19 protein-coding genes are annotated in these 25,711 nt (G+C 43.7%); 3 read left to right on the top strand and 16 right to left on the bottom strand.

All coding sequences use genetic code 11. From position 1 onward, the window contains the following. Positions 1-4: 4 nt before the first annotated feature. From ACTQ16_RS14030 to ACTQ16_RS14005, 6 genes are all read right to left on the bottom strand, one after another. On the bottom strand, positions 5-2,179 hold the full coding sequence (locus ACTQ16_RS14030) for a TonB-dependent receptor (protein WP_441937951.1): 2,175 nt from the start codon (positions 2,177-2,179) through the stop codon (positions 5-7). A gap of 35 nt (positions 2,180-2,214) precedes the next feature. After that, positions 2,215-2,697, bottom strand: coding sequence for a calycin-like domain-containing protein (locus ACTQ16_RS14025; RefSeq protein WP_441937949.1), 483 nt, complete (start codon positions 2,695-2,697; stop codon positions 2,215-2,217). 179 nt (positions 2,698-2,876) lie between these two features. After that, complete coding sequence (locus ACTQ16_RS14020) at positions 2,877-3,221, bottom strand: DUF2149 domain-containing protein (protein WP_117729579.1); 345 nt, start codon at positions 3,219-3,221, stop codon at positions 2,877-2,879. 70 nt (positions 3,222-3,291) lie between these two features. Continuing rightward, complete coding sequence (locus ACTQ16_RS14015; RefSeq protein ID WP_441937947.1) at positions 3,292-3,894, bottom strand: MotA/TolQ/ExbB proton channel family protein; 603 nt, start codon at positions 3,892-3,894, stop codon at positions 3,292-3,294. Further along, positions 3,894-4,583: a hypothetical protein gene (locus ACTQ16_RS14010; protein WP_441937945.1), complete on the bottom strand. Its 690-nt coding sequence runs from the start codon at positions 4,581-4,583 to the stop codon at positions 3,894-3,896. Before ACTQ16_RS14010 ends, ACTQ16_RS14015 begins: the two co-directional genes overlap by 1 nt. Before the next feature lie 135 nt (positions 4,584-4,718). Further along, complete coding sequence (locus ACTQ16_RS14005; RefSeq protein ID WP_441937972.1) at positions 4,719-9,077, bottom strand: cobaltochelatase subunit CobN; 4,359 nt, start codon at positions 9,075-9,077, stop codon at positions 4,719-4,721. A 262-nt stretch (positions 9,078-9,339) separates the two neighbouring features. On the opposite strand from ACTQ16_RS14005, the gene ACTQ16_RS14000 reads away from it, so the two are divergent. Continuing rightward, positions 9,340-12,573 (top strand): S41 family peptidase, encoded by a 3,234-nt coding sequence (locus ACTQ16_RS14000; RefSeq protein WP_441937943.1) that lies wholly within the window; start codon positions 9,340-9,342, stop codon positions 12,571-12,573. A 149-nt stretch (positions 12,574-12,722) separates the two neighbouring features. Here the strand turns inward: ACTQ16_RS14000 and ACTQ16_RS13995 are convergent, their stop codons facing one another. Together ACTQ16_RS13995 and fldA are read right to left on the bottom strand one after the other, a co-directional pair. After that, a complete protein-coding gene (locus ACTQ16_RS13995; protein WP_153122062.1) occupies positions 12,723-13,076 on the bottom strand; it encodes a DUF2023 family protein in 354 nt (117 codons plus the stop codon). A gap of 84 nt (positions 13,077-13,160) precedes the next feature. Beyond that, complete coding sequence (gene fldA / locus ACTQ16_RS13990) at positions 13,161-13,655, bottom strand: flavodoxin FldA (protein ID WP_441933797.1); 495 nt, start codon at positions 13,653-13,655, stop codon at positions 13,161-13,163. Between the two features lie 300 nt (positions 13,656-13,955). Here fldA and ACTQ16_RS13985 point away from each other — a divergent pair, with 300 nt between their 5' ends. Continuing rightward, positions 13,956-15,392, top strand: a complete 1,437-nt coding sequence (locus ACTQ16_RS13985) for an AAA family ATPase (RefSeq protein ID WP_441937942.1) — start codon at positions 13,956-13,958, stop codon at positions 15,390-15,392. Positions 15,393-15,461: 69 nt separating this feature from the next. On the opposite strand, the gene ACTQ16_RS13980 is transcribed toward ACTQ16_RS13985, so the two are convergent. Then, positions 15,462-17,024 carry an AAA family ATPase gene (locus tag ACTQ16_RS13980; RefSeq protein ID WP_441937940.1) on the bottom strand — a complete coding sequence of 521 codons (1,563 nt, stop codon included), beginning with the start codon at positions 17,022-17,024 and terminating at the stop codon, positions 15,462-15,464. A gap of 330 nt (positions 17,025-17,354) precedes the next feature. Between ACTQ16_RS13980 and ACTQ16_RS13975 the strand changes: the two genes are divergently transcribed. Beyond that, positions 17,355-17,609: a hypothetical protein gene (locus ACTQ16_RS13975; protein WP_441937938.1), complete on the top strand. Its 255-nt coding sequence runs from the start codon at positions 17,355-17,357 to the stop codon at positions 17,607-17,609. A 188-nt stretch (positions 17,610-17,797) separates the two neighbouring features. Here the strand turns inward: ACTQ16_RS13975 and ACTQ16_RS13970 are convergent, their stop codons facing one another. From ACTQ16_RS13970 to ACTQ16_RS13940, 7 genes are all read right to left on the bottom strand, one after another. Then, entirely contained in the window at positions 17,798-18,139 is a 342-nt protein-coding gene (locus tag ACTQ16_RS13970; RefSeq protein ID WP_441937937.1) for an addiction module toxin RelE, read from the bottom strand. Continuing rightward, positions 18,129-18,374: a hypothetical protein gene (locus ACTQ16_RS13965; RefSeq protein WP_153127617.1), complete on the bottom strand. Its 246-nt coding sequence runs from the start codon at positions 18,372-18,374 to the stop codon at positions 18,129-18,131. Before ACTQ16_RS13965 ends, ACTQ16_RS13970 begins: the two co-directional genes overlap by 11 nt. Before the next feature lie 143 nt (positions 18,375-18,517). After that, positions 18,518-19,453, bottom strand: coding sequence for an ADP-ribosylglycohydrolase family protein (locus tag ACTQ16_RS13960; protein WP_441937935.1), 936 nt, complete (start codon positions 19,451-19,453; stop codon positions 18,518-18,520). Between the two features lie 98 nt (positions 19,454-19,551). Continuing rightward, positions 19,552-20,403, bottom strand: coding sequence for an ADP-ribosylglycohydrolase family protein (locus tag ACTQ16_RS13955; protein WP_441937934.1), 852 nt, complete (start codon positions 20,401-20,403; stop codon positions 19,552-19,554). A gap of 478 nt (positions 20,404-20,881) precedes the next feature. After that, positions 20,882-21,931, bottom strand: coding sequence for a DUF1848 domain-containing protein (locus tag ACTQ16_RS13950; RefSeq protein ID WP_441937933.1), 1,050 nt, complete (start codon positions 21,929-21,931; stop codon positions 20,882-20,884). Continuing rightward, entirely contained in the window at positions 21,921-24,290 is a 2,370-nt protein-coding gene (locus ACTQ16_RS13945) for a hypothetical protein (protein WP_441937932.1), read from the bottom strand. The genes ACTQ16_RS13950 and ACTQ16_RS13945 overlap by 11 nt, the downstream gene beginning before the upstream one ends. Positions 24,291-24,301: 11 nt before the next feature. Next, positions 24,302-25,366, bottom strand: a complete 1,065-nt coding sequence (locus tag ACTQ16_RS13940; RefSeq protein ID WP_441937930.1) for a 3'-5' exonuclease — start codon at positions 25,364-25,366, stop codon at positions 24,302-24,304. Positions 25,367-25,711: the final 345 nt, after the last annotated feature.

Raw genomic sequence — 25,711 nt, 5'->3', positions numbered from 1 at the left:
GTTTCTAGAACAGATTCACGATGCGGTCGATGTCAACCGAAAGTCCCACAGAGAAGGTGCGACCGGTGGTCATCGCCGAACTCCAATAATACTTCTCTGGTGTATAATCGAAGAGATTATCTACCGTGAAGTTCAGATTGACGGCATCCAGGAATCGCTGCTGAAGCGTGAACTTCCACAACTGATAACTGCTGTCATGCTTCTCGATGTTCGTATCAGGAGAGGACAGGTATCTGCCTGACAGAGCGGCATTGATGCGATAGAACGAACAGAGCTGACGATCGTAGTCGAGACGCCAGGTTGCAGAATGCGGACGAGGCTGGGAGAACTGGGAATCTACGCTTCTGCCACCTACATGGAGATAACTGTAGTCGAGTTTCACACCTAGACCCATATCCGAACGGTACTGGGCACTGAAGTCGATGCCGCTCACCTCTACTCCATCCTCATTGCAATAACGGGAAGCCACATCCGGCTGACCGGTTCCCGGGGTATAATCGGCATAATCCTCGGTAGTGATGCGCTTATCATACTTATTATAATAGCCCATCAGAGTAAGACTATACTGACCGGTAAAGAAGCCAGCACTCTTCACCCTGCCGGTATGCTCCAGCGCCAGGTTGAAGTTGTCGCTCTTCTCCGGCTTCAAATCCGGATTGCCATAAATCATCTGCATGCCCACCATATCAAAGTTCATATACATCTCCTTCAAGGTTGGGGCACGGAATCCGCCGGCATAGTTGGCACGGATGGAAAAGCCCTTCCACTTGGTCATCAGAGCCAGACGACCGGTAGTGGCATGCTGGCTGGATGCAGAGAAGTAATCATGACGAAAGCTAGCCACGATGTTCAACCACTGCAAAGGATTGTAATCGAACTGGGCGAAAGCATCGTATGAGTTCTGAGTCTTGGATCCATTGTTGGCAAACTGATAGGTGGTGAGATAATCGTTCAGGAAATCAGCACCTGCCGTCAATGTGTTCTTGCCGAAGATATGGGAATAGAGGGCACGGACGGTGTTCTGACGATTGGTATAATCGTGATCGTGAGTGCGCTCATTATTCACGAATCGGGTCTTGTCATACTGGTCGAAGCCGTATGAAATCTCCAGATTATCATTCTCCGAGAGATTCATCACGGTCTTCAGTCCGGCAGAATAATCCTTATAGTGATCATCGTAGTTGCTGCGATTGCTGATACGGGCGAAATAGCCGCCACGACCTATCAGTTTTATCTTATCAGAAAGCTTGTAGGTAAGACGCTCCTTCACATTGAAGGTCTCTCCACCATAAATATGGAGGATGTTGGATTCTGTATCGAAAGGACTGGTGAGCTGAACCTCATCCGATGTGGTGCGCTGGATGCTGGTCTGCGAATTCCATTTTCCGGCATTGAAGCTGAAGCTTCCACCGTGGCGCCACTCCTTGTTGAAGTCGTTGTAGCGGGTATTGACATTGGCAGTCCAAGGTTCGCTGTTTTCACGGGAGATGATGTTGATGACTCCGGCTACGGCATTGGCGCCATAGAGCGCCGAAGCTGCACCCTTTACTATCTCGATACGTCCTACATTATCCAAGTTCAGACGACTATAATCAACATTATCCATGGTTTCACCAGCCAATCGCTCACCATCTACGAGGAAGAGCACGGCGTTTCCACCGAAACCATTCATGTTGAGAGAAGTCTCCTGATTCATGGCATAGCCGAATTCCAGACCCGGCATCTGCTCGGTGAGGAGGTCCTGGATATTGGTAGCATCTGCAATCTTGATATCATTGGCGGAAATCAGACGGGTTACCACAGGAGCATCCTTCAAAGCCTTCGGAGTTCGGGTTGCGGTTACCACCACCTGATCGAGGGCTGTAGCATCCGGTTGAAGACGAAGGACATGCTGCTCACCTTTTCTCTCATCCGCTTTCAGTACGAAAGTCTGAGTCTGATAGCCCACAAAGCTCACCTTCACTCTCACCGCTCCCTCCTTGCTGTAAGGAATGCGGAAATATCCGTCTTCATCAGTTGTTACCCCACCCTTTGCATGCAAAATCTGGACGGTAGCACCCACCAGAGGTGCGCCCGAATCATCGAGCACTCTACCCACGATATCTCCCTGGGTTTCAGCTTTCAGATTCAGGCACAATCCGCAAAGGATCAGGAATAGTGCGAATATCTTTTGTTTCATCGAATTATATCAAAGTTTATCCTGAAACAATCCCTTTATTTTGTACAAACAAACTTAGCAATCATCGGCATAGGCATCTTGCCATACTGTATTGAGTAGTTGACAGTCAGCGTTTTGTCCTTCAAAGTACCCTGCAAGGTTACAGTGTAGTTCTTCTCAGCACCATTCACGGTAACAGTACCAGCATAATTTTCCTGAGCAAATGCATAAGCACCATTGGAACCAGAAACCTTTACTGCAGGAACCTCTAGAGCAGGAAGAGCCATCATGCCCTCGCCGCAAGCAGGTAAGGTAACCTTGACGGTAGCATCATCAATAGCCTCAATCTTCATAGTAACATTATCGTATGTAGAAGCCTCGCCCATTACGGTCATATCCAGAGAGCTGGTGTATGAACCGGCAATCTCCTTGGCAGCTGCCACAGTTTCATTATCATCATCACTGCTGCAAGAGTTGAATGCTACACACATAGAAACCAAAGCCAACATCATGGCCATCATTGTCTTAAACTTTTTCATTTTCTTATTTTTCTTTTAGTTACAATATTATTTATTCAAGTTCAGAAGTTAAAGAAGTTAAAGGAGTTATCGCTCCCTACGGTCGCTGAGGAGTTAAGACAATAGTCTTTTTGGCGTAGTTTTTAAGCAGCAAGACATACGCCTTAACTCCTTTAACTTCCTGATATACGGAAATTCAATTATTTATCTTCCGGAACATAGATGATTTCGCCATTCTCCAGCTGGTAAGCGATGCCCACCTTCTTTCCCTTGTTGCCAGATTTCTGGCTCTGGTCTTCAGAAGGAGTATAGCGATTGATCTTCTGTCCATCCTTGGTAATGATTTCCATATTCTCCTTGCCAGGGTTCTTCACCATCGTGAAGTTATCCTTGCTGAACATTTCCGTCATATTATAGCGCGAAACGAGGGCTACCATCAGGGCGAGGGCAAATACCATCGCCACATCGAAGAGGTTGCTCACTACGCTCATCGGATCATCATCCTCGCCATCATGTGCAAGCCTATTTCTGCGTCTCTGTCTCATAAATTATATGTCTTTAGTTTTTTACCTTTAAAAGCCTTTTTTACCTTTTTACTTTTTTACCTTTTTACCTTTAAAAGCCTTTTTGCTTTTCCTCCAAAAGGTCTGCCATAAATTCGAGGTTGCTCATATCCTCTGTGTACCAGCGGTTCTTGGTCTGCTTGGTTACGAAACCGATGGCTGCAGAAAACAATCCCACTACGGTGGTAGCGAAAGCCACCTGCATATTGTAAGCCATCGAAGCAATATCGCCGGTAGAAAGACCTACCAGGGCTGGACCCATCGGAATCAAGGTACCCATCAAACCGAGCATCGGACCCATCTTCAGGAGTGTAGAAGGAAGAGAAAGATCCTTCTCAACAAACTGGGCATACTGGTCGAGGATGCGGTTCACCTGCGCCTTACTCTGACGATTGTCCATGAGTTTCTTCATATAGGAAACGATGACAGCCTGCTTGTTCTTTGGCAAGCGATCGCCCAGGGTATCGATATTATCGAGCGTCAGGTTGTTCATCTGTTCACGAATCTCCGCACCCGACTTGCGTTTTACAAGATACTGTCCGAAGAAACCTCCGAGGAGCAGCAAGGCTCTGAGGAAGAAGAAAATCAACAAAATAATCACAGGAACCAGCATGCCTGTGGAAATCCAAAACAATACGTCTGATATGTAATTCATTATACTCTATATTTTTTAATTTGATAATTGTAAATTGCCCATCCGATTGCCATTCCCACGATGACGATGGCGATGACGCCGAAAAGCGAGAGGGCATCGAAACTGTTGAATCCTGCCACGGCTGTCCTGCCATTCACCGTACCGATGATGCCCATCAATCCGAGCAGCACCTCTACCAGGAAAAGCAGTTCCAAGCGGATTGGTCGCTCCGGCAAGAGCCATCTCAAACCATAGGTGAATACCGGAGTCAAGACCAGCAGCACTACCGCAAGCACCCATGCTACCACCTGGAACGATACGCCGGGAAGCAGGAAGATGGTCATCACCAGAACACTGAACAGCACAGGGAAAACCAGCAACCCCGGGAAATACTTCAGGAAGATGAAGAACACCCATTTGCGGCGGCTCACATGTTCTGAAGTCTTCAGATCTACGTGGTGCACACAGAAAAGCATCGTGAGTGCCACGTCGATACTCAGCAGCACCGCCATATCGAGCATCAGCTTCTGGTCAGCTATCCAAGCCGCAATCTGCGTCTTCGACTGCTCGATGGCGAATGGCCAGGTCATTCCCACGAAGAAAGCTACGAGCACCGAGATGATCATAATCTCCTTCACTCCGTGGAAGGTCTGCTTCAGCACAAAACTGAAGCAAACCAATATCATCATTACTAAAACTAATGTCTCCATTTTTGAAAGTGAAGAACGAAGAGTGAAGAGTGAAAAATCATATAGTCCTTTTGGCTATATTGTTATTCTTCATCACTCATAATTCTTCACCTATTTTTATTTATAAATACTATTGAATTCTTCACTCTTCGTTCTTCACTCTTCACTCTGACTCCGTCTGCGGCGAATGAGGATAGCCAACATCACGAATGCTACGATGACAATGACACCTACTACGATGCCGCTCACCACAGTGGTGGTCTTCTGAGCCTCCTCATTCAGCGTCTCCTTCTTCATCACCATACCCTTGTCGCTGCTATTCTTCGCAGCCTCAGCATCGCGGATCTGCTCTACATTCTGCTGATATTCCTTGGCAGAAGCAGCATCGGTCTTGCTGGCGATATAGTTGCGCAGCTTGGCATTGTCGCAAACGAAACCGGAGCATGAAGGCTTATACTTGTTCACGGTCTCGGTATGAAGCTTGGCAATGTCCTTGAGCTGCTGGGGAGTAGCCTTCCACATTCCCTTGCGGGCACTCTCCATCATCACGGCGGTCATCTCCATCAGCGCTGCCGGATTCTGCTTGTCAAAAAACTCCTTGGTTCCGAGATGGTACTTGTCCTTGACATATACATTATAGATCTCGTCCCACATCTCCTTGTCGATAGCCTTTGGCTTCATCACATTCCAGCCGTAGGTATTGGTTACGATTTCGGCGAATGTGCTGGCACTGCTGGCTCCACCCTTCATCTTCTCCTTGATATAGGCAGGATTGAAGATGGTGGTTCTGCCCTCGATGCCGATAGCCTCCTTCACCTCCTGCATTCTCATATTGCTATGGTTGCGATAGTCGGCGAGATAAGCATCCGGATCCTTACCGGTTACGTTGCGCACTGCGAGGTTCATTCCTCCCATAAACTCATATACGTGGTCGAGACTCAAGGCGCCCCAAGTGTTGCTCTGTCGTGGCTGAACTACCACATCAGTACGGGTCAGCGCTGCCTCGAAAGCAGCCTTACGAACGGTTTCCCAGTTCTTCTCATCACCATAGAAGGCACCCATATTGTTCATATAAACCTCGGCAATCTGACTCTCCTTATCCCAGCGGTCGCCTGCGGTTACCATCTCCTGGATACCGGTGCCATAGTTGCCGTTTACGCCTCCAAACACTCGATACATACTCACTTTGCGAGCCTCCTTTGGCGACATACCCTTCTCTACGAGCACTCTTTCGGATTCGGTAACACCGGCTTTCACCAGGTTGTCATACTTATCACCCTTGGCATTTGCCGCCATCTCTATCGCCTTGTTGATGAGGAAGAGACGGGATGCAGCCAGGTCGCGGAGCTGACCGGAAGTCTGAACCACGACATCGATGCGGGGACGGCCCAACTGCTTGGATGGGATGAGACGCAGATCGGTAACACGACCGAAGGCATCTCTTACCGGTTCTACACCGAGCATATAGAGAATCTGAGCGATGGTAGCGCCCTCTGTTTCGATAAACTCGCTACTCCAGAGCGTATAGCTCACCTTACGAGGATATTCACCCTTATGTCGCTCACAATACATCTTGATGGTATTGTCGCAAAGTTCCTTCGCCTTCTCCCAGGCATCCTCCGAAGGTGTATTCTCCACATTGATGGAGAAGAGATTCCTACCGGTAGGCAGGGTGTTCGGATTCACAATCAGATCACCACCAGGAGATGGAGCAGTAAAGCCGCCATTCAGGGCATTCATCAGAGAAGACATCTCGTTGAGCGGACTCTGACGGAGCGCCTCCGAATACTTGCCCACATTCTGCAAGGCATGCTCTACGGTAGTGATAGCCTGAGCCAGATGAATCTGCTGACGGGTATATTTTGGTGCCTTCGACATCATCATACCCTTATCTTTAGAAGATTTCTGAGATGCTTTGCCCTTGCCGGCTTTCGCCATCTTCACCTTCTTCAAATCCTCCTGATACCATTTCTGTCCCTTCTTGATGGCTTCCATCATCTTGTCAGGGAAGCGACCGGTCTGTTCCATCTTCTCAAAAGCCTCACGACTCATCTGCGGAATCTTCTTCTTGTGAGAAACCTTGGCAGCACGGAGCTCGCTTACCGTACGGTGGTCCACCCTCTTCGGCTTCGCCTCTTTCGCTCCACCCATCTGGTCTGCCATCTGCATCATCATCTGGATAGGATCCGGAGCTGCCTGCATCGCCTCAACCTTACGCGCCATCTGGAGTTCGGCAGGAGTGATTCCTACATAACGGCAGATGTATTCATCAGAAACCGAGGCTGAACCCAGAAGCTGGGTCACGGTATTGCGTGCCTTGCTCAGATAGAGACGGTCGAAAAGCTGCTTGTGCTTCTCCACACCCTCCTGGGCACGACCTTTCAGCTTATCTACTGCCAGCATTCCGTAGGCAATAGGATCTGTAGCCATCGCATAGACACTGGTGCGGACATCATCATTATCGTATGGCACACCGAGAGTATAGAGCTTGCCGGTAATCTTCTCGTTTGCCAACTCTTCTGCATAGTTCTCTACTCTCGCAATTTCATCTGCAGAATAAGGCTTGTTCATCTGCTTGGCATCGAGCCCCAGTTCACGGGCGATTCCCATCTTCACGGTCAGCGCCTTCACCTTGAGCGACTGTTCGGCAGATGCCTTCTTCTCGTATGACTGGATGGCATCGCTCAACTGCTTATAGGTCTGTCGCAACTCGCTCTCCTTGAAAGGAGGAGTGAGATAGCTCTGGGTCTGGGCATAGGTGCGGCGCTTGGCAATCATTGCCTCGCCCACATTGCCGATGGTATATATATAAAGATGTGGAACCACACCAATCAATCGGTCACTCCAGTCGTTGCTGCCGAGTGCCACCTGCTTTCTCGGGGTATATTCCAGCGAACCGTGGGTTCCGAAATGGATAAGTGCATCGGCACTGAAACCATAACGAGCCCAGAGATAAGAGGCAACATAGGTGTAAGGTGGTGCCTGGTCGGTGCCATGCACAATCTTGAAGGAGTCGCCTCCCACGCCTGCCATCACCTGTGGAAGCAATGCTACATTACCGAACTGCAGTCTTGCCACCGCCAGCTTACCGTCATCGGTAGCCATATATTTGCCAGGGAAGGAGCCATAGAGCTGGTTCATCTCCTTGATCATCTTCTTAGACAAAGCCTTTTGGGTCCATCCGGCAAACTGCTGGGCGGTAACCAGGGCTGGATGTCCAGACTTCAGGAACTGGGTATAAGCACCCTCGGCATAGGTTCCGAAGACGGCACCCTGAGCCTGGATCATCTTTGCCAGTTCCTGAGGATTGGCAGGCAACTTGCCTACATTGTATCCTTCATTCTTCAAGCGAACCAGGAGATTGTAGAGCGATGGAACCACTTCCATTCCCGAAGCGGTAAGTGCATTCTGACCCGGACCCTTGAAGTAGAAGATGGCGATGCGCTTGCTGCTGTTCTTCTTGTTCTTCAGATTCACATAGCCCTGCACGCTCTCCACGAAACTCTCCATTCTGTCAGGGATGCCGTAAACCTCCTGCAAGCCCTCCTTGTTGATGCGCTGTCCGAAAACCACGTATGGACGGATGGCACCATCAATCTCCGGAGTCACGATGCTCTGCGACATGAAACCGCCGTTCATTCCCTGCTTGTCGTTCTCCCAATCGGTGGTCAAGCGGTTGATATTAAGAGGTGAGAACAATGGAATATTCTTCTGCTTCAGGAACTCAACGAAGTAATCGCCCAGTCTGCCATGCGCCATATTCACTACGGCATTCGCCTGAATACTGTCGGCATGATGACCGGCGATAAAGCTCTGAAGCTTATTGATGCGATACACCATGAATCCCTTCTTTTCGAAAGCTTTTTCCATATCAGGAGCCGCACCCATAAAACCGGTAAGCAAGATGGTAGGAGCACCTTCTTTATATAAACCGTTCTTTGCCAGGAAGGCATTATATTCGCGGATGCTGTTGAAGCCCAGTTCATCACCCTTCTCATCTTTCGGGTCGAAATGAGTCAGGAGATAGTCTGGTCGCTCATCCACACGTTCCGGTTCTGGAGCCATGAACTTCTTTCCGTCGATAAACTTACGGATATAAGCGAGCATACTGTGATAATTCTTCTTGCTGCCGTTCTCGATGTACTGCATCAGATAATCGGCATCGAAGTTATCTACTGATACGATATTGTTGGCAGGGTTGGTAGCAGCATGAGTCAGGGTCGGCACCTTGTAGGAAGCCTCTTCCAACTGCTTGCGCTGGTTCTCGTCGATTCGAAGACCCATACCATTCACGATAATCATATCGTAATCATCCAGATGACCGAAATCATCGGTTGTGATTTCACTCAGTTTAATCATCGCATTATCGTTGGCATGCGAAATCTGTCCCAGCGCAATAGCCTGATAGTTGAGGAAAGCGATGCGGGTAGTACCCACCCAGGCAGAGTAAGCCTTCGCCAGACCTCCCAGAACAATCACGGACAACAAGGCCAGGAAGATGTGTTTCTTTTTAATCTTTCTGATTTTTCCTATTCCTTTTTTCATATCTATTCCTTTTTTCGGGGTGCAAAGGTAAGGGTTATTGAGAAATTACACAATACCGAGAAATTGTGATTTTCACATTTTTTATACTTACAAGTAGGTATCAGAGTGAAAGGTTCTGCTTACAATCTCCTAATAAATGAGTAGCTATTTCACGGTTTTACGGAATTAAGTTTGGTAGTTTCGTATAAAAACTGTAACTTTGCAACATAAATCAAACAGAAACTTTATAATAATGAAGAAACTGATTCTTAGCGCTGCTCTTCTGGCAGCATCTCTGGCATCCCAGGCCCAGCAAGGTCCATTGTGGATGCGCTACCCTGCCATCTCACCTGATGGCTCTACCATCGCTTTTGCCTATAAGGGCGATCTCTATTGCGTTCCTGCCAATGGTGGCGAGGCACGCCAGTTGACAACCAACGCAGCTTATGACTCTCAGCCTATCTGGAGCCCTGACGGCAAGAAGATTGCCTTCACTTCCAACCGCGAAGGCAGCCTGGATGTTTACGTCATCTCTACCAAGGGTGGTGCGCCAACCCGACTCACCACCAACAGCGGCAAGGAGACTCCTATCGCCTTCAAGGACAACGACCATGTACTCTTCTCTGCCAACATCATGCCTACAGCCCAGAGCAACCTCTTTGCATCTAACGAGTTTTCGCAGGTTTACGAGGTAAGCACAGAGGGCGGTCGTCCTAAGTTGTATTCCGTTCTTCCGATGGAGAACATCAGCATCAACAAGAACGGTCAGGTGCTCTATCACGACAAGAAGGGTTACGAGGATGCATGGCGCAAGCACCATACCTCACCTATCACCCGAGATATCTGGATGCTCGACAATGGAAAATATCAGAAGCTTACTACCTTCAAGGGCGAGGACCGCAACCCGGTATGGGCTGCCGACAACCAGAGCTTCTACTATCTCAGCGAGCAGGACGGTTCCTTCAACATATACCGCCGCAACATCGCAAGCGGAAAGGATACACAGATTACGCAGCAGCAGAAGAATCCTATACGATTCCTCACCTCTTCCGATAATGGTTTGCTCTGCTATGGTTTCGATGGCGAAATCTATACCGTAAAGGAAGGTGGACAGCCGCAGAAGGTCAACATCTCCATCACAACAGATAACGATGAACCAAGCCTCATCCGCAAGGTTCAGTCTTGGGGTGCTACCGAGATTGCGCTTTCTCCAGATGCCAAGGAGGTGGCTTTCGTGATGCACGGCGATGTATATGTTACCTCTACAGAATACAAGACTACCAAGCGAATCACCGATACTCCTCAGCAGGAGCGCAACCTGAGCTTTGCTCCTGATGGCAGAAGTCTGGTCTATGCTTCTGAGCGCAATGGTGTATGGCAGATTTTCCAGGCTAAGATCAAGAGCGAGAAAGAGAAGAACTTTACTTACTGCTCTGAGATAGAAGAGGAGCAGCTTACCAAGACCAATATTACTTCGCAGTATCCTGCCTACAGTCCTGACGGCAAGGAGGTGGCTTTCTATGAGAATCGTGCTACCCTCCGCATCATCAACCTGAAGTCGAAGGAAGTGCGCACCGTGCTCGATGGCAAGTACAACTATTCTTACTCTGATGGCGACATCTGGTTTGAATGGAGCCCAGACAGCAAGTGGCTCATGTGCAGCTACATCGGTAATGGCGGATGGAACAATACAGATATCGCCGTAGTAAAGGCTGACGGAAAGGAAGTTTACAATATTACCGACAGCGGATATAGCGACAGCAACGGTAAGTGGGTGCTCGACGGAAAGGCTATCCTCTTCGAGAGCGACCGTGCCGGTTATCGCAGTCACGGTTCATGGGGTGCTGAATACGACGCCTATCTCATGTTCCTCGACCTCGAAGCCTACGACCGCTTCCGCATGTCTAAGGAGGAACTCGAATTAGCCGAGGCCAACAAGGACGAGAAGGAGAAGAAGGCTGACGAGAAGGAGGAGAAGAAGAAGGAAAACAAGAAGAAGAAAGAGGAGAAGACCGGAAAGATTGAGGTGGATAAGGTGAAACCTCTCGAACTCGACTTCGAGAACTGCCGTGACCGTGTGGTACGTCTTACCGTCAACTCATCCAATATGGGTGATGCCATCATCGACAGCAAGGGAGAGAAGGTATATTACCAGGCTGCCTTTGAAGGTGGCTACGACCTCTGGTGCCACGACTTGAAGGAAGGCAGCACTACCCTGATGATGAAGGGTATCGGTGGCGGTGGCTTCGTTGCCGACAAGGATATCAAGAACCTCTTCCTCTGCAATGGCAGCAGCATCAAGAAGATTGACCTGGGCAGCAAGGCTACTACCAACATCGACTTTGAGGCTCCATTCAACTACAAGCCTGCCGAGGAGCGCCAGTATCTCTTCGACCATGTATGGCGCCAGGTGGCTGACAAGTTCTACGATCCAAAGATGCAGGGTGTGGACTGGGAGTACTATCGCAAGGTATATGAGAAGTTCTTACCTTATATTAATAATAACTTCGACTTCGCTGAGATGTTGAGCGAGATGCTGGGTGAGCTGAATGCCAGCCATACCGGTTGCCGCTATTATGCCAGTGGCGCTTCTCTTTCTACGGCAGCTCTCGGTGCTTTCTTCGATCCTAACTACGAGGGTGACGGCTTGAAGATTCAGGAAGTTATCAAGCGTGGTCCTTTCGCAGTGAAGAAGAATGAGGTTACTGCCGGCTGCATCATCGAGAAGATTGATGGCGAGGCTATCAAGGCAGGTAAGGATTACAACGCATTGCTCGATGGAAAGGCCGGCAAGAATGTACGTCTCACCATCAAGAACACCAAGGGCAAGACTTTCGACCTGACCATCAAGGCAATTTCTCAGGGTTATCAGCAGGAACTTCTCTACAAGCGCTGGGTGGATAGAAACCGTGCCATCGTGGATAGCGTTTCAAAGGGCAGAATCGCATACGTTCACGTCAAGGCGATGAACAGCGAGAGCTTCCGGACCGTATATAGCGAACTCTTGAGCGACAAGAACCGCAACAAGGATGCCGTAATCGTGGATGAGCGCCACAATGGTGGTGGCTGGTTGCACGACGACCTCTGCACTCTGCTCAGCGGAAAGCAGTATCAGGAGTTTGTGCCTCATGGAAAGGTTGTGGGCAAGGATCCATTCAACAAGTGGACCAAACCATCCTGCGTTCTGATCTGCGAGGACGACTACAGTAACGGTCATGGTTTCCCATGGGTATATAAGGAGTTGGGCATTGGTAAGCTGATTGGTACACCGGTAGCAGGTACAATGACCGCCGTATGGTGGGAGACCTTGATGGACCGCAGCCTGGTATTCGGTATTCCACAGGTAGGTTGCCGCGATATGCGTGGTACCTTCGGCGAGAACACCACCCTCTATCCAGACATCGAGGTATATAATTCTCCAGAGGATTACATCACCGGTCATGATACCCAGCTCATCAGAGCCGTAGAGGAAATGATGAAGAAGTAAGAAAAAGGAATTATTCCGTTAAAATAAGGGATTAAAACAGGAATTATTCCGAAAAATCATCTTATACGTCAAAAGAGCGTGATCGCCAAATGAGGCTATCACGCTCTTTCTTTATTAACATAATAATATTCCGAAGATAAAAGAAAAACTTAGCAAACTTTTTTCTTTCGCTCACAATAGCGTTCGCATTGGGCACAGATATCATATCCCAGCATGGCACCCAGGATGAAATCCTCTTCCGGCGTAAGCTGGCATAATGGTTTGGTGACTATCATGCGGATAGCATCCAGGCATTCCTTCTTACCAAAGAAGAGATTCAGACGGTCGTTGCCAACCGGCTGGATGATATAATCAATATTCTGACGTTCTAATCTTGTTATGGCAAAAGACTCATATTTCTTGTTGAAGGTGTAGAGCACCAGGCGGCGCACGCCCTTCTTATATTCATATATATGATTCATCAGAACCTTCAAATCTACTGGTGTTGCGATTTCCTGCTGCATACTATCCGAATTAATCAAGTTTAAAATCAAGAATCAGAGAATTCCATCATTCTCTAATTCTTGAAAGATATATTTTAGAAAAAATTATAACGCTGGTTTGATAGCCTCGAGCCATGCATCGATGCGCTCCTCTGTCTTGTCATCCTCATTCACCTCATCAAGTGCGAGTCCCAGGAACTTGTCGCCATCAATTGCCTCACTGTCATCATAGGTGTATCCATCCGTAGAAACACCAGGCAATACGGTAGCGCCAGCATCAACGGCAGCATCATAGAGTTCCTTCATGCCGCCACAGAATGTATCAGGGTAAGACTCGCTGTCGCCACAACCAAACAGGGCAACTGTCTTGCCAGCCAAGCCGGCACTCTTCAATGTCTTTACGCCATCATACCAGTCATCCTGCATCTCGCCGGCACCCCAGGTAGAAGTACCGAGAAGAAGATTCTCATGACTTGTGATAGTTGCATCATCGATGTTAGCTACATCTACAGCTTCCACGCCCAACTTAGAGGCGATGGTTTCGGCAATCGACTGGCATGAGCCAGTAGAAGAGCCATAAATTACGATTGTTGTTTTCATTTGTCTATCTTACTTTTAGTTACATTTATTTTCGGGTGCAAAGATACATCCTTTTTCCATCATTTGCAATACCTAAAAATGATGGTTTTGCAGAAATACCTAAATATGGGGATAGATAAAAAGTTTTAGGACGATTCATCCTAAAACTTTCTTAAATATAATAGTCTATATCTTGCCGATAAAGTATAAAAAAGCATAATTTCGGCAGAATATAATATACCATATCTTGCCGAAACCATTATTTTTTGTATTTTTGCACAAAATATCAAATACAAGAAAATAATAGGAAAGGAAGAAAATATGATTGTAGGAAGAAAAGAAGAAATAGCAGAACTTGATAAGCTGTACTATAGCGACCGCCCCGAATTCGTAGCAATATATGGACGTCGTCGTGTAGGAAAGACATTCCTTATCAAACAAGCACTGAAAGATCGTATCACCTTTCAGCATACAGGCGTGTCGCCTGTTGACCAAGATAACGACAGAAACAGACTGAAAACACAACTGGAAAGTTTCTATTATGCCCTTCTCAACCAAGGATTGGAAGGTTATAAGATGCCCAAGTCCTGGATGGAAGCATTCTTCTTGCTCGAACAGTTGCTACAAGACCAAGACAATGGCGAACGACAAGTCATCTTTATCGACGAACTTCCGTGGATGGATACCCCTCGTTCCGGATTTCTTCCTGCCTTCGAGAACTTCTGGAATGGCTGGTGTAGTGGCAGGGACAATATCATGCTTGTGGTTTGCGGTAGTGCTACTTCCTGGATTCTCAGTAATCTATCAAGAAGCAAAGGAGGACTCTACGGACGCTTGACAGCAGAAATCAAGCTCTCACCCTTCACTCTGAAAGAATGCGAAGAGTATTTCGAGCATGCTAACATCCAAATGAGTCAATACGACATCCTGCAAAGCTATATGGTCTTTGGAGGAATACCTTATTATATGGGGTACTTCCAAAAAGGGTTAAGCTTCGAGCAAAATGTAGATAAGATTCTTTTTGGCAATAGACCTAGACTGAAAGATGAGTTTAACAGGCTTTTTGCTGCAATCTTCAACAATCCGGAAGATAGCAAAAAGGTAGTACGTTTATTGGCAACCCGCCATTCCGGTTTCACTCGTGAAGAAATCAGCCAAGCCACAGGTCTCCCTCTGGGAGGAGGTTTGTCTAACACCCTTGCAGCTTTGGCTGAAAGTGATTTCATCACAAACTATTCGCCATACGGGATGCCCAAAAGTACAACATACTATAAACTGATTGACAACTTCTGTCTCTTTTGGCAGAAATACGTCGAACCCCATGGAAAGGAAACCGGTTTTGTTAGCGACAACATGACTTCTGATGTATTAAAAGCATGGCATGGAGTGGCCTTCGAAGAAGTTTGCTGGCAACATTTCCAGCAAATCAAGCAGGCTCTTGGAGTTGCTGGCGTAAAAACCTCGATCTCTGCATGGAACGTGAAAGGAACAGAGGAGAAAGAAGGCACCCAAATTGACCTGCTGATCATCAGAAACGACAATGTAGTAAACTTATGCGAGATGAAATTTGCCAGCGCTCCTTATACCATCAGCAAGGAAGAGGAACAGCGCTTGCGCCATCGCATAGAATCCCTAAAAGCAACGCTTTCTCCCAAGCAGTCCATTCATCTCACGATGATTACAACCTATGGGGTGGCGTATGGCAAGCATAGTGGAATAGTTCAAAAGGAAGTTAAAATGGAGGATTTGTTTAAATAAAACGCGTAGAATCCTGCAGGCAATGATGCCGGCAGGATTCTACGCGTTTTATCAACCTCAAGATGTCATTTATTTTATCACCCAATCCTCTATGCTCCGCTGGTCTTCCGAGAAGTTAACACCCACTTTCACTACCTTCCGTCCATCATCGGCAAAAGCCTTAGCATAATCCTTATCGCTGATTTGCGCCATGGCGATGTCGGCAGACTTCTTATATTTTAACTCAAAGATAAAGATACTCTTATCCGTCTTGAGCACAAGGTCTATTCTTCTATCCGAAGTGGTATGCTCCACCTTCACATCTTCGCCAAGCATAGTGAAGATGGTGAACATCACGGCTTGATAGTGACGCGCATTATTGTTGATAATCGTATATGGGAACTTATCATAGAATGCCTTCAAGTGAGGCATAAAGGCTCCCATATCGTCATTGATGAGCACATTCTTTTTATAAGCATATACGATTGCATCAAGTTCTCCTACCTCTGAAGGGGTATAATATTGGCAAAGGCTTTCCGAAAAGCCTTGTCTAACTTCTTGATTAGGAAAACTGAGGTAATACATACCCAACAGCTTGTCATATCCTTTAATCGTAAGATAGCCACTTTGGAAAAGGACTGGCACAGGGTCAGTAATAGTCTCAGTAGGAACATCGAAGCGTTTTGCTCTAGCCCAGATATCATTTAAGTCCATCATATCCAAATTCTTCTGCTGCATCAGTTCTATTAAGAACGTAGGCGTTCCAGATGTAAACCAATAGCTATTAAACTCCTTATCGTCCAGAGCATTGATAATGCTGTAAGGATTGAAGATATCCTCGCTATTGATACTGAAATGGTAGCCATCATAATGCTGCTTGAGTTGCTCTAAGGTCTCCTCATAAGTGAGTCCATTATGTTCAGCCATCTCCTCGATACCCTCACGGAAATACTGAGTCAATTCACTCTTGGTTATACCACAACAGCTACTGTATTCATCCTTCAACGTGAGAATCTTGAGATTATTCAACTCGCTAAAGATGCTGAGCTGGCTAAACTTGGAGATACCTGTGATGAATACAAAGCGAATATTTCCCTCTTGCTGCTTCAATGGGCTGAAGAAATCTCGCATAATGTTGCGGATAGTCTTCTGTAAGTCTTCGTCACTTACAGAATCATGCATAGGTGCGTCATATTCGTCGATGAGAACGACAACTTGTTTACCTGTTTGAGCAGTAGCTGCAAGCAAAATATCCCTAAAGCGAGCCCCAAAGCCTTCACGCTCAGATTCAGGAACTTCTATTCCATATTTCTGCTCTTCAACTTTAAGGATATTGTTTAATATGATTTTAGTATTCTCCAAACTATAATACTTACCACAGCTCAGATCCAGGTGGATGACAGGATATGCCGTCCACTCCTTCTCCATCTGTTCGATGGCAAGTCCCTTGAACAGTTCTTTCTTGCCCTCGAAGTAAGCCTGGAGGGTAGATACAAACAAGGATTTTCCGAATCGACGTGGGCGACTCAGAAAATGAAACTTGGCATAATGAGCCAACTGATAGACGATAGCCGTCTTGTCAGCATAGAAGTAATTCCCCTTCACGATTTCGGAGAACGTTTGTATTCCCAAAGGATATCTCTTTGATACCATAATCTTACCCTTAATAATCCAGGTACAAAGATACAGATAATATTTCAGAAAGCAAGCGTTTTTCTTATTATTAACAATAGTTACGAGCTATCTTACTAATAAAACAATGCTTATATTCCCCAACTTTTTGGGGAATATTTCCACATTCTTTCCCCATTTTCCACACCATCTATTTCTGGCATATTCTATATAAATACCTGATAATCAAGATATACCATTTTTACTCATCGATTTGGCACGCAGATTGCGACTATGAATAGCGGGTTCGACAACGAATCCACAAAGACAGTAAGTAACATTAAATAGTAACAATTTAAAAAAGATAAGATTATGAAGAAGTTTATGTTTGCAGCTATCGCAGCTATGGTAATGGTTTCAGTATGCAACGTTTTTGCATCAAGCAGAATGGTAGGTAACGCAGAGGTAGCACCAGTTGATACCGTAGCTCCAGAAGCACCTTCAGATACATTGGCAACAGGTACTTCTATCCAGCCACAGGCAGGTGTTGAGGATTCTACAAAGCAGGAGAATGCTACTGAGGCCACAACAGAGAATGCTACAGAGCAGCAGACAACTGCCGAGTAAAAGATAAAGAACAGTTCATTTTGCAGCGTTATTCATATAATAGAATTTAGTTTTTTAAAGGTAATTAGATTTATTCAGGTTACAATAGATATTGCATAGATAGAAATTACAAGGTAGACTTTTAGGTTCGTTTTTTGAAAGTGAATCCTGCTGGCAGTGATGCCGGCAGGATTCTGTGTTATTATGCTCTAAAACAAACCATTCCGTTTCATTAAATTCAATAATTCTTTATCAGAGATAGATTCCATTTCTGATTTATCATAAATGGTCAATAGTTCTATCAAACCATCCTCTTCATTCATGATTGCCACAAAGGAAATAACTCTGGCACCACCACTTTTTCCTTTACCTTTAGAAGCAATACTCATTCTTATTTTTCTTAACCCTTTACCCAAATCTACCCCTTGAAGAGGATTAGATTGAAGAGAATGCAAAAAATCTTCGTAATCTTGCTTGATAGACTTATAGCGCTTACTTAATTTCTTCAATCTACGGGCAAACTCAGGTGCAACCTCTATCCTATAACTCATTAAGCAAATCCTCCGCAGGAATAAAATCCATTTTTCCTTCGCGATGAAGCTTCAATTCCGTAAAAGCCTGATTGATACTAGCAAGGGCTTCTTCCTTAGCCTTTGCATTCTCCACGTCTCTTTTAGCTTGCGCCAATTTTTTAAGATAACGTGCTGCTTTTTCCAAATAGCTCTCGTCATTAGAAAGTACGCCCAAGCTATTATAAATATCAGTATTCAATTGCATTACATTCATTATCGAATCCTTTCTTTTAGCTAGTAATTATGCAAACGAGCAATATGAAAGTCAGCTTTAAAATTGCCGAATGCAGTCTATTTGGTGCAAAGATAAACAAAAAGCATGAAACTCACAAGAGATTTCGTACTTTTTATATGTTTTTATCGATACATTGCGTAGAATTCCTGCACCTTGTTATGGAGCATAGAAGCATAGAGAAGACCATTCCTCCATTCTTCAGGAATTTGGTCTATTCCAAATTTAGCACCCAGGATAGCCCCTGCTACTGCAGCATTGGTATCCGCATCTCCTCCTGATAAAACAATCTTCAGGATACCCTCTTTATACGAGGTTGCATGCCAATAAGCCCATAGGGCAGCCCCTAAAGTTCTGAGCGTATATCCCATACTCTTTTCATCATCCAGACACAAAGAATCCAGACCTTCATAATATGCCAAGTCTATAAATGGAACGATTCGTTCATCATATTGTTTGGCAATGCCAATCACCTCTTCATTATCCAATATCCTGTCTTCAAAGACAAGAGCATGTATGATAGAAGAAACGATAACGCAAGAGCCCACACAGCGAGGATCATAATGAGTTAGCTTACAGATATTCTCTGCATTATTAGCCACATTGTCCTTCATAAGCCCTACCACCGAAGTTCTCATGACGGCTCCATTAGCTGCAGCTTTTTTCTTTCCCATCTTCCAGATAATCTCTGCAGCCTTCTGTGGATTCGAAGTATAGTCGCCAAGAGCCATTACATTATAAGTATGCCGGCCAATTCCCATGCCTCCGTTCATCATCCATTCCTTAAACCTTCTGGCAATATCAAGAATATCTACCTTTTGACAAGCCACAAAAGAATCTAAGATGCATAGCATCATATCAGTATCATCTGTCCAGTCGCCTCTTTGCCAACGACGACGATGATCATCCTGCACGATTTGTGAATAATCCTCTATCCCATTAGGATAAAAACGACCCACCTCTTGCTTGGACATAAACTCCGTGCTCAGTCCCAAGGCATCTCCTATAGCTTGTCCAAAGATGGTACCGAGGAATCTTTCTTTTATAATTTCATTTTCCATATTTTTTCTATTCATACAACCAACCAATCGTAAAGTCATCCCTATCTGGCAATAGTGCTGTACCGATTACACAGCTCCACTTTTTTTAACGACATCACTTATTCCCTTTTATGCTCCTTCAGAAACAAATTAAACTCATTAAGAATCTGACGAAGATTATCATCAAGCACATTATTATATACACAACAAGCCAGTTCTTTTGGCATTTCCATTCCTCTTGTAGCAACAGCTATTCCTCCAGCCATACACGCCATAGTATCTGCATCACCGCCAAGAGAGATGGCATTACGGATAACAGAAGTATAACTATCTGCTTCGAGATATGAGATGATAGATTCAGGAACACTCGACTGACAACTAACCTTAAATCCATAATCGGGACGTATTTCTGCAAGAGTACGGTGAAGATTGTACCCTTCAAAATGAGCCTCAACGTAATCGCATATTTGCTTCTTGTCTTTTCCTTGACGAGCTAGGAAGATACAAGCAGCTATAGCCCGCGCCCCCTTTATCCCTTCAGGATGGTTATGAGTCACCTCTGCAGAAATCTTAGCAAGCTGTAAAGCCTCATCCAATGTCTTGGCATAAAAGCCACATGGACTTACTCGCATGGCAGAACCGTTGCCATAGCTGTTGTAAGGTTCCGTTTTCCTACTAATAATCCACCGCAAGAACTTCTTCCCATAGCCAACAAACATATACTTCCGTCCCAGTTCTTTCATACACTCCACGAGCTTCTCATGAGTATGTTCAGGATCAATCGTCAGCCATTTTGCAACAGCCAAGGTCATAACCGTATCATCCGTAAAACGAGGATCTTTGTATATATCGAAGTCCCCATGCTTTACCGGATGAAATTCATAAGCAGCCCCGAAGCAATCGCCAGCGATTGCTCCAATGATACCAGTTGTAGGAAAGGGCAACTCTGCCTTCCCCTTTGTCTCCTGCATCACCTCTTGTTTCCTTTTTTTACGAAGAAGTGCACTCCGTAAATCCGTTATTTTCTTTAGTAACATCATAATTGTAAATTCCTTTTATCTTCAACACATGTGGCGATAGCGCTATATCACAAATTCAACAAGCATTGTCAAATATCAAAAAGCGTCCTAAACACAAAGATTTCCACTCTAAAAGTGGATTTTATCAACAACCGACTTTTTGACTCATATACATGAGTATGATAATGATTATTCGAAAGACTTGGCTGACTTCATGCCACTGCGGCTACGAGAAAAAGGAATTTTGTAATGTCCCTTTAAAATTCTCGAAAGTTCTCCTAAATTTCTTTGAATATCTCCGAAAATCTTGTAGAATTTTAAAGATTTCTAGAAGATTTTCAGAGAATATGCAAGACAGGGTTAGCCGATGGCTTACCTCCTATGGATACTCATGGAGAAGATAATATTGTAATTCAAGTTCAAGCATAAATTAGTCTATAATACTTTCACTATTTTCGTTATGTTTTTGGGCATTCCTCAACACACATTCTTTACTTGTGTTTGCATAACAGTATACACAGAAATGACGGCAAGTGTTATACATTCCAATATCTTTGCTCACCATGCATCCACAAATTTTTCTTTGCCCAGTATCCTTAACCTTTCTTTCTTTCTTTGGGATAGGTGGAAGATTACCAAACATATCTCTTTCAGGCCATTTAAGGGTATGAAGATAGTAAACCAATTCTTCGTCATCAGCAAAAATACGTTTCATAAGTTCCCCATCAATACAACGATTATGCTCAATGCCGTAGGATTCAAGATCAATTTCTTCAGCACATGTCGCCATTTCAACATCCCAACCTTGTTCATGCCATGCTTCTCGAATTTTCTTAAGTCCTTGTACAATCTCAATTCTTTGGGCATAATTAGCTTCTGCATTCTCAACATCTTCCTTTGTGAAGAATCCAGTTTCCTTAACAAGGTTATTTTGAACCTTGCGATATGCTTTTACGTCAACAAAACTGAAAACCAATTTGTCCGTATAGCCTTTTAGCTTGTTTCCAACATGCCATATCCTTGTAAGTAATTCTCGCGGTCCGATAGTTGGAGTGATAATCAAAGGGTCAAATCTCCAGATAACCTTTTCTTTTCCAACCATATCAGACAATTGCTTGAATGTTTCAATACGTTCTTTTACAGAGGGCACATTTGGTTCAAATCCTTCCTTTGCATAGTCATTCAGTGTTACTTGAAAGTAATAATGAATACCCATTTCATCCAATATATGAAGATAAGGAATAATTGGTTTGGGATTCTTTGTCCAAAAAACAATGACCTTACATTTACTGAAAGAGATATACATTTTTTGCTGATTGAAAGGATTGTACCAAGCACAATAGCCCTTTGCCAAGCGGTTGAAAAACCACTTGGCATAAAAGGCTGGTATATCAGTAGAGCGACTGGCAGAGATGATGACAGGTGCAGTAGCTTCCACTCTTTCCCCTTTGTCATTTATAATATAAATTTTATCGAACATGGTAATATTCTTTCAGTTCTGTTTCTACAACATAGCTTAATCTTCCAACAAAGACTCCCCCTAAAGGTGTTGGTTTGCGGGCTGCACCACGACCTTCCTGATTACACAAATTGACAAAATAACGAATATGCTCTTTCATGTCATATTGATATTTTTTTCCAGTGTATTGCCAATTTTGCCCTAATCGTCTTATCACATTAGCAGGAAGTCCATCAAAACATTTCAAATTTGGAAGTCCGTATTCGCTTTCTACTGTTGTACTTTGTGGCATTTTGTTGACTTTCTGAATTTGAGAGTTGTTGTGAAGAAGTTTAACTATCTTTTTATAAGCAGCATCACTTGGCTTCAAAAAGTCATTTAGGATACAGAGAAAAGCTTCTGAATCTTGTCTCTTTGCTTCCAACTCTATGATTCGGTCTATTTTTGAAATAGTATCTTGACCACTTTTTCCTTTCGGAAGGTTAGGTCTAACTATAGCCATTATCTGATTTCTGAACTCCGTAGGGGTATAAAGGTTTGAATCATTCTCAAAGTTTGCTTCTTTCAATGCTTTGTAAGCATTGGTTCGTTTTCCAAGAATGTCATCGGCAATATACATAAATGCCTTTGGACTTTGAACAGCATCCTCCAATCGTGCTGTTTCTTCCACTACACTTATAACCTTTGCCTGTTTAGATGGTACAGACTCTACTTTATCGATATTCTGAATAACTTTAGAACCAATAGAACTTTGATGCAAAGTTGTTGGTGGTTCTTGGAGAATAGCATTGTTTATTTTAAAGCCAAACAGATACTCATATATCGTAAGCCAAACTTCTTTATAATATTCTTTATCACCATTTATCAGTGCAGAAGTAAATGTTTTTGGTAATGAGGCAAAACCTCTTGTTGCTCCATATAATCCAAAGGCAAGTTTATAGTTGCCAATGCCATTCTGAATCAAATAATCTTTTAGGCGATCTATGCTATCACCTTTTTGGCAAAATGCGGCAAAGGAAATAGGAACATCATTCTCAATGGCAAACAAATCAAAACTTGTGTTATCTTGGAAGTGGCTCAATAAAGAATTAACATACCCACGAATAGGAGAGTTTTGCCAACTTTCACCCATGATTTGCTGTAGGATATTTCCACCATTAAATGCAATGGCAAGTGGCTCTTCTATGCCATTGTCTTCTATGATTTTCTTATATTCTAAACACAACAAAGACAGCACAAGTTTTTCGTAAAACTCGTGCGTAAAAGATGGGTCTACTATATGAATGTGCTTGTTTGCACCAACTTGAATCAAGTTTGCCAAATGATTCTTCTCTCTCTTAGAAAGTTCGCTTGCCTCAACTTGCAGTACCGCTTTGTTCATTTTATCGAGAGCTATAGTATATGCATCTTGTGTTGCGTATTCTACACTTGTCCATAAATCATTTGCGTCATAGATAGAAGATAGATGTAACTTGTTGCAAAAATCATCATAGACGTTACTATATTTCAAAAAACGTATTGCTTCTTCTACACTAATCCCCAAAGGATTCTGCTTCAAAAAAGAAACGATTTTCGCTTGGTTTTGTAGTGCCGTCTCATCTTTCTCTTTAAAAATAGAGTTAAACCTCTTAATGTTTTCTACCAAAATTTCATCTTGCATCTCCGTAGGACGATGATCTGGTGAATTAATAACGGCAGCCAAGGTATTTCTTAAAACTTTTGCTATAGCTTTAAGTTCACCAATTTCTTTGCTAACCGACAAATTAGCACCAATCAAATAACAATACAAAAAACCCTTAAGGCGATCAATGTATGCATCGTCTATCTTGTTGGAAAAAGTAGCTGTTTTAGCTGGTGCATAAGTGGTATTCCACAAAAAATCAGTTTGATCTGTTTTCGAAAACAAATCACGAGCCTTATCCCAAAATCCTTTCGTTTCATTTCGCCAAATTTTGAGATTCGGAGAATAAAGTTTTGAAAACTTATTTTCAAGACTTTGCTCTGCTTTTGTCAATACACCCTGTCGTGCCTCATAACTATCAAAATAAAAAAAGCAATGAAATGGATTCAGATAAATAGTACTTGCACAAGTATATGTTTCAATTCCATTTTTGGAACCAGAAAGGTTAAATTCCGTCTGCTCATAATCATCAGTATCTATTTCTATAACCATAGGATAGTTTTCCAAGTCGGTATTGTCAACTTGAAATACTGGATATTTCGAGTACAAAGTAACAGCCATATCAAGGCTATTTGCCTCTACTGAATAATATCTTCTATTTCCAAAGCCTCTAGTTGCATAGTGTGCTTTAGGCGATATGGATTCTGTACTGAAGATATTATTGAAATTCAACGTACACGTTGGAATGAAAAGTTTCATAAGCGTTTCTTTTAAAGTTGCAATTTTGTTCCACTTGACAACGTCGTGTCATACAAATCCTTTGGCACGGCATCAAATAAACTTGATAAGTTACCAGAATGCATAATATATAAAGCTTCATACGAACGTGTTATTGCTACATATAAAGGATTTCTATCTTCTTCCCCTTCTACAGTACACTCTGGCAAAAACACATTTTCAAACTGCAATCCCTTAGAACTATGATAAGTCATTAATTTCGGATTGTCAGAATTAAAATCCAAGTCCATGAAACGACCATACTTGGCCTCGACATTCATGCCGTGGTTCTTAAAATAATTATATGCTCTTTCAACCTCTTCGTTATGGCGAAATAAAATGCCAACATCTTCCCTATTTCTGTTTTGTATCAAAGAAATAATAGCATCATATTGTGCTTCTATTGTTTGATATTGAAGAATCTTTGGTTTATCTTTACCTTCCTCTGTACATCGCTCTTCAAGTTCGTCATTCTCAGAATTGAGATATTGAGCAAGACGTGCAATTTTCTTTGGTAGACGATGATTAAATACCAAAGGTTCTACTGGATATTTTGTAAAGTACTGAATGTCTTCCATTGAAACTGTTACTTTTCCTTTCAAAAATTTATAAAGCTGTTGAGCAGTATCTCCATAGATAAGGAAAGCTTTTTTAGCCTTAGATTTTAAAATATCGATATCCTCACGAGAAAAATCTTGTGCTTCATCTAATATTATATAATCATAGCTTCCCATTTTCCAAGCACCACGGACAAATGATCCGTATGCGTCCTTTCCCCAACTAAAGCAAGCGTCATAATTGACAACATTTCCTGCAGGAAGTCCTACTTGCATAATACCATCATTCATATATTGTTTTAATGCCTTTGTATAAACAACATATAGAACACTCCCTTTATGCTCATCCAGTATCTGTTTTGCTTTCCAAAGTGCAAGTATAGACTTTCCGCTTCCTGCACAGCCTTTGACTATATAGGAATTATCAGTCTTCTTATTAATGATTTTTACTTGATAGTCATCAAGTTCCGAGTCTTTTACATAAAAACTTCTTTTTGCCATATTTTAATTATTTATGTTAAACGAATCAATTATAACTTCATTTTCTTTACTATTATTACAGAATGCCCCATCAATATTCTGTAGAAACCTTATCGGATTTATGATATAAGCTTTGTTGTTAGAAAAACCGTCTGACAGCAACTGCACTTTAAAGCTCTTATGGCATATAATTCGATAGCAAACACGACTTTCGTCATCTTTCTTCCGTAAATGGGTAACCCTAAATGTTTGTTACCTCAAATCCGCAACCTATAGGGTTTAGTGGGATTTTGCTTGCAAAGCGACAAAATTCATTTTATTGTACATATTTCTTGCACAACAGAAATGTCGCAGACACAAAATCCC

Origin of the sequence: Prevotella sp. LCP21S3_D2 (assembly GCF_052118345.1) — a bacterium.
In the GTDB taxonomy this organism is placed as follows: domain Bacteria; phylum Bacteroidota; class Bacteroidia; order Bacteroidales; family Bacteroidaceae; genus Prevotella.
This window is presented reverse-complemented; position numbering and strand designations above follow the sequence as displayed.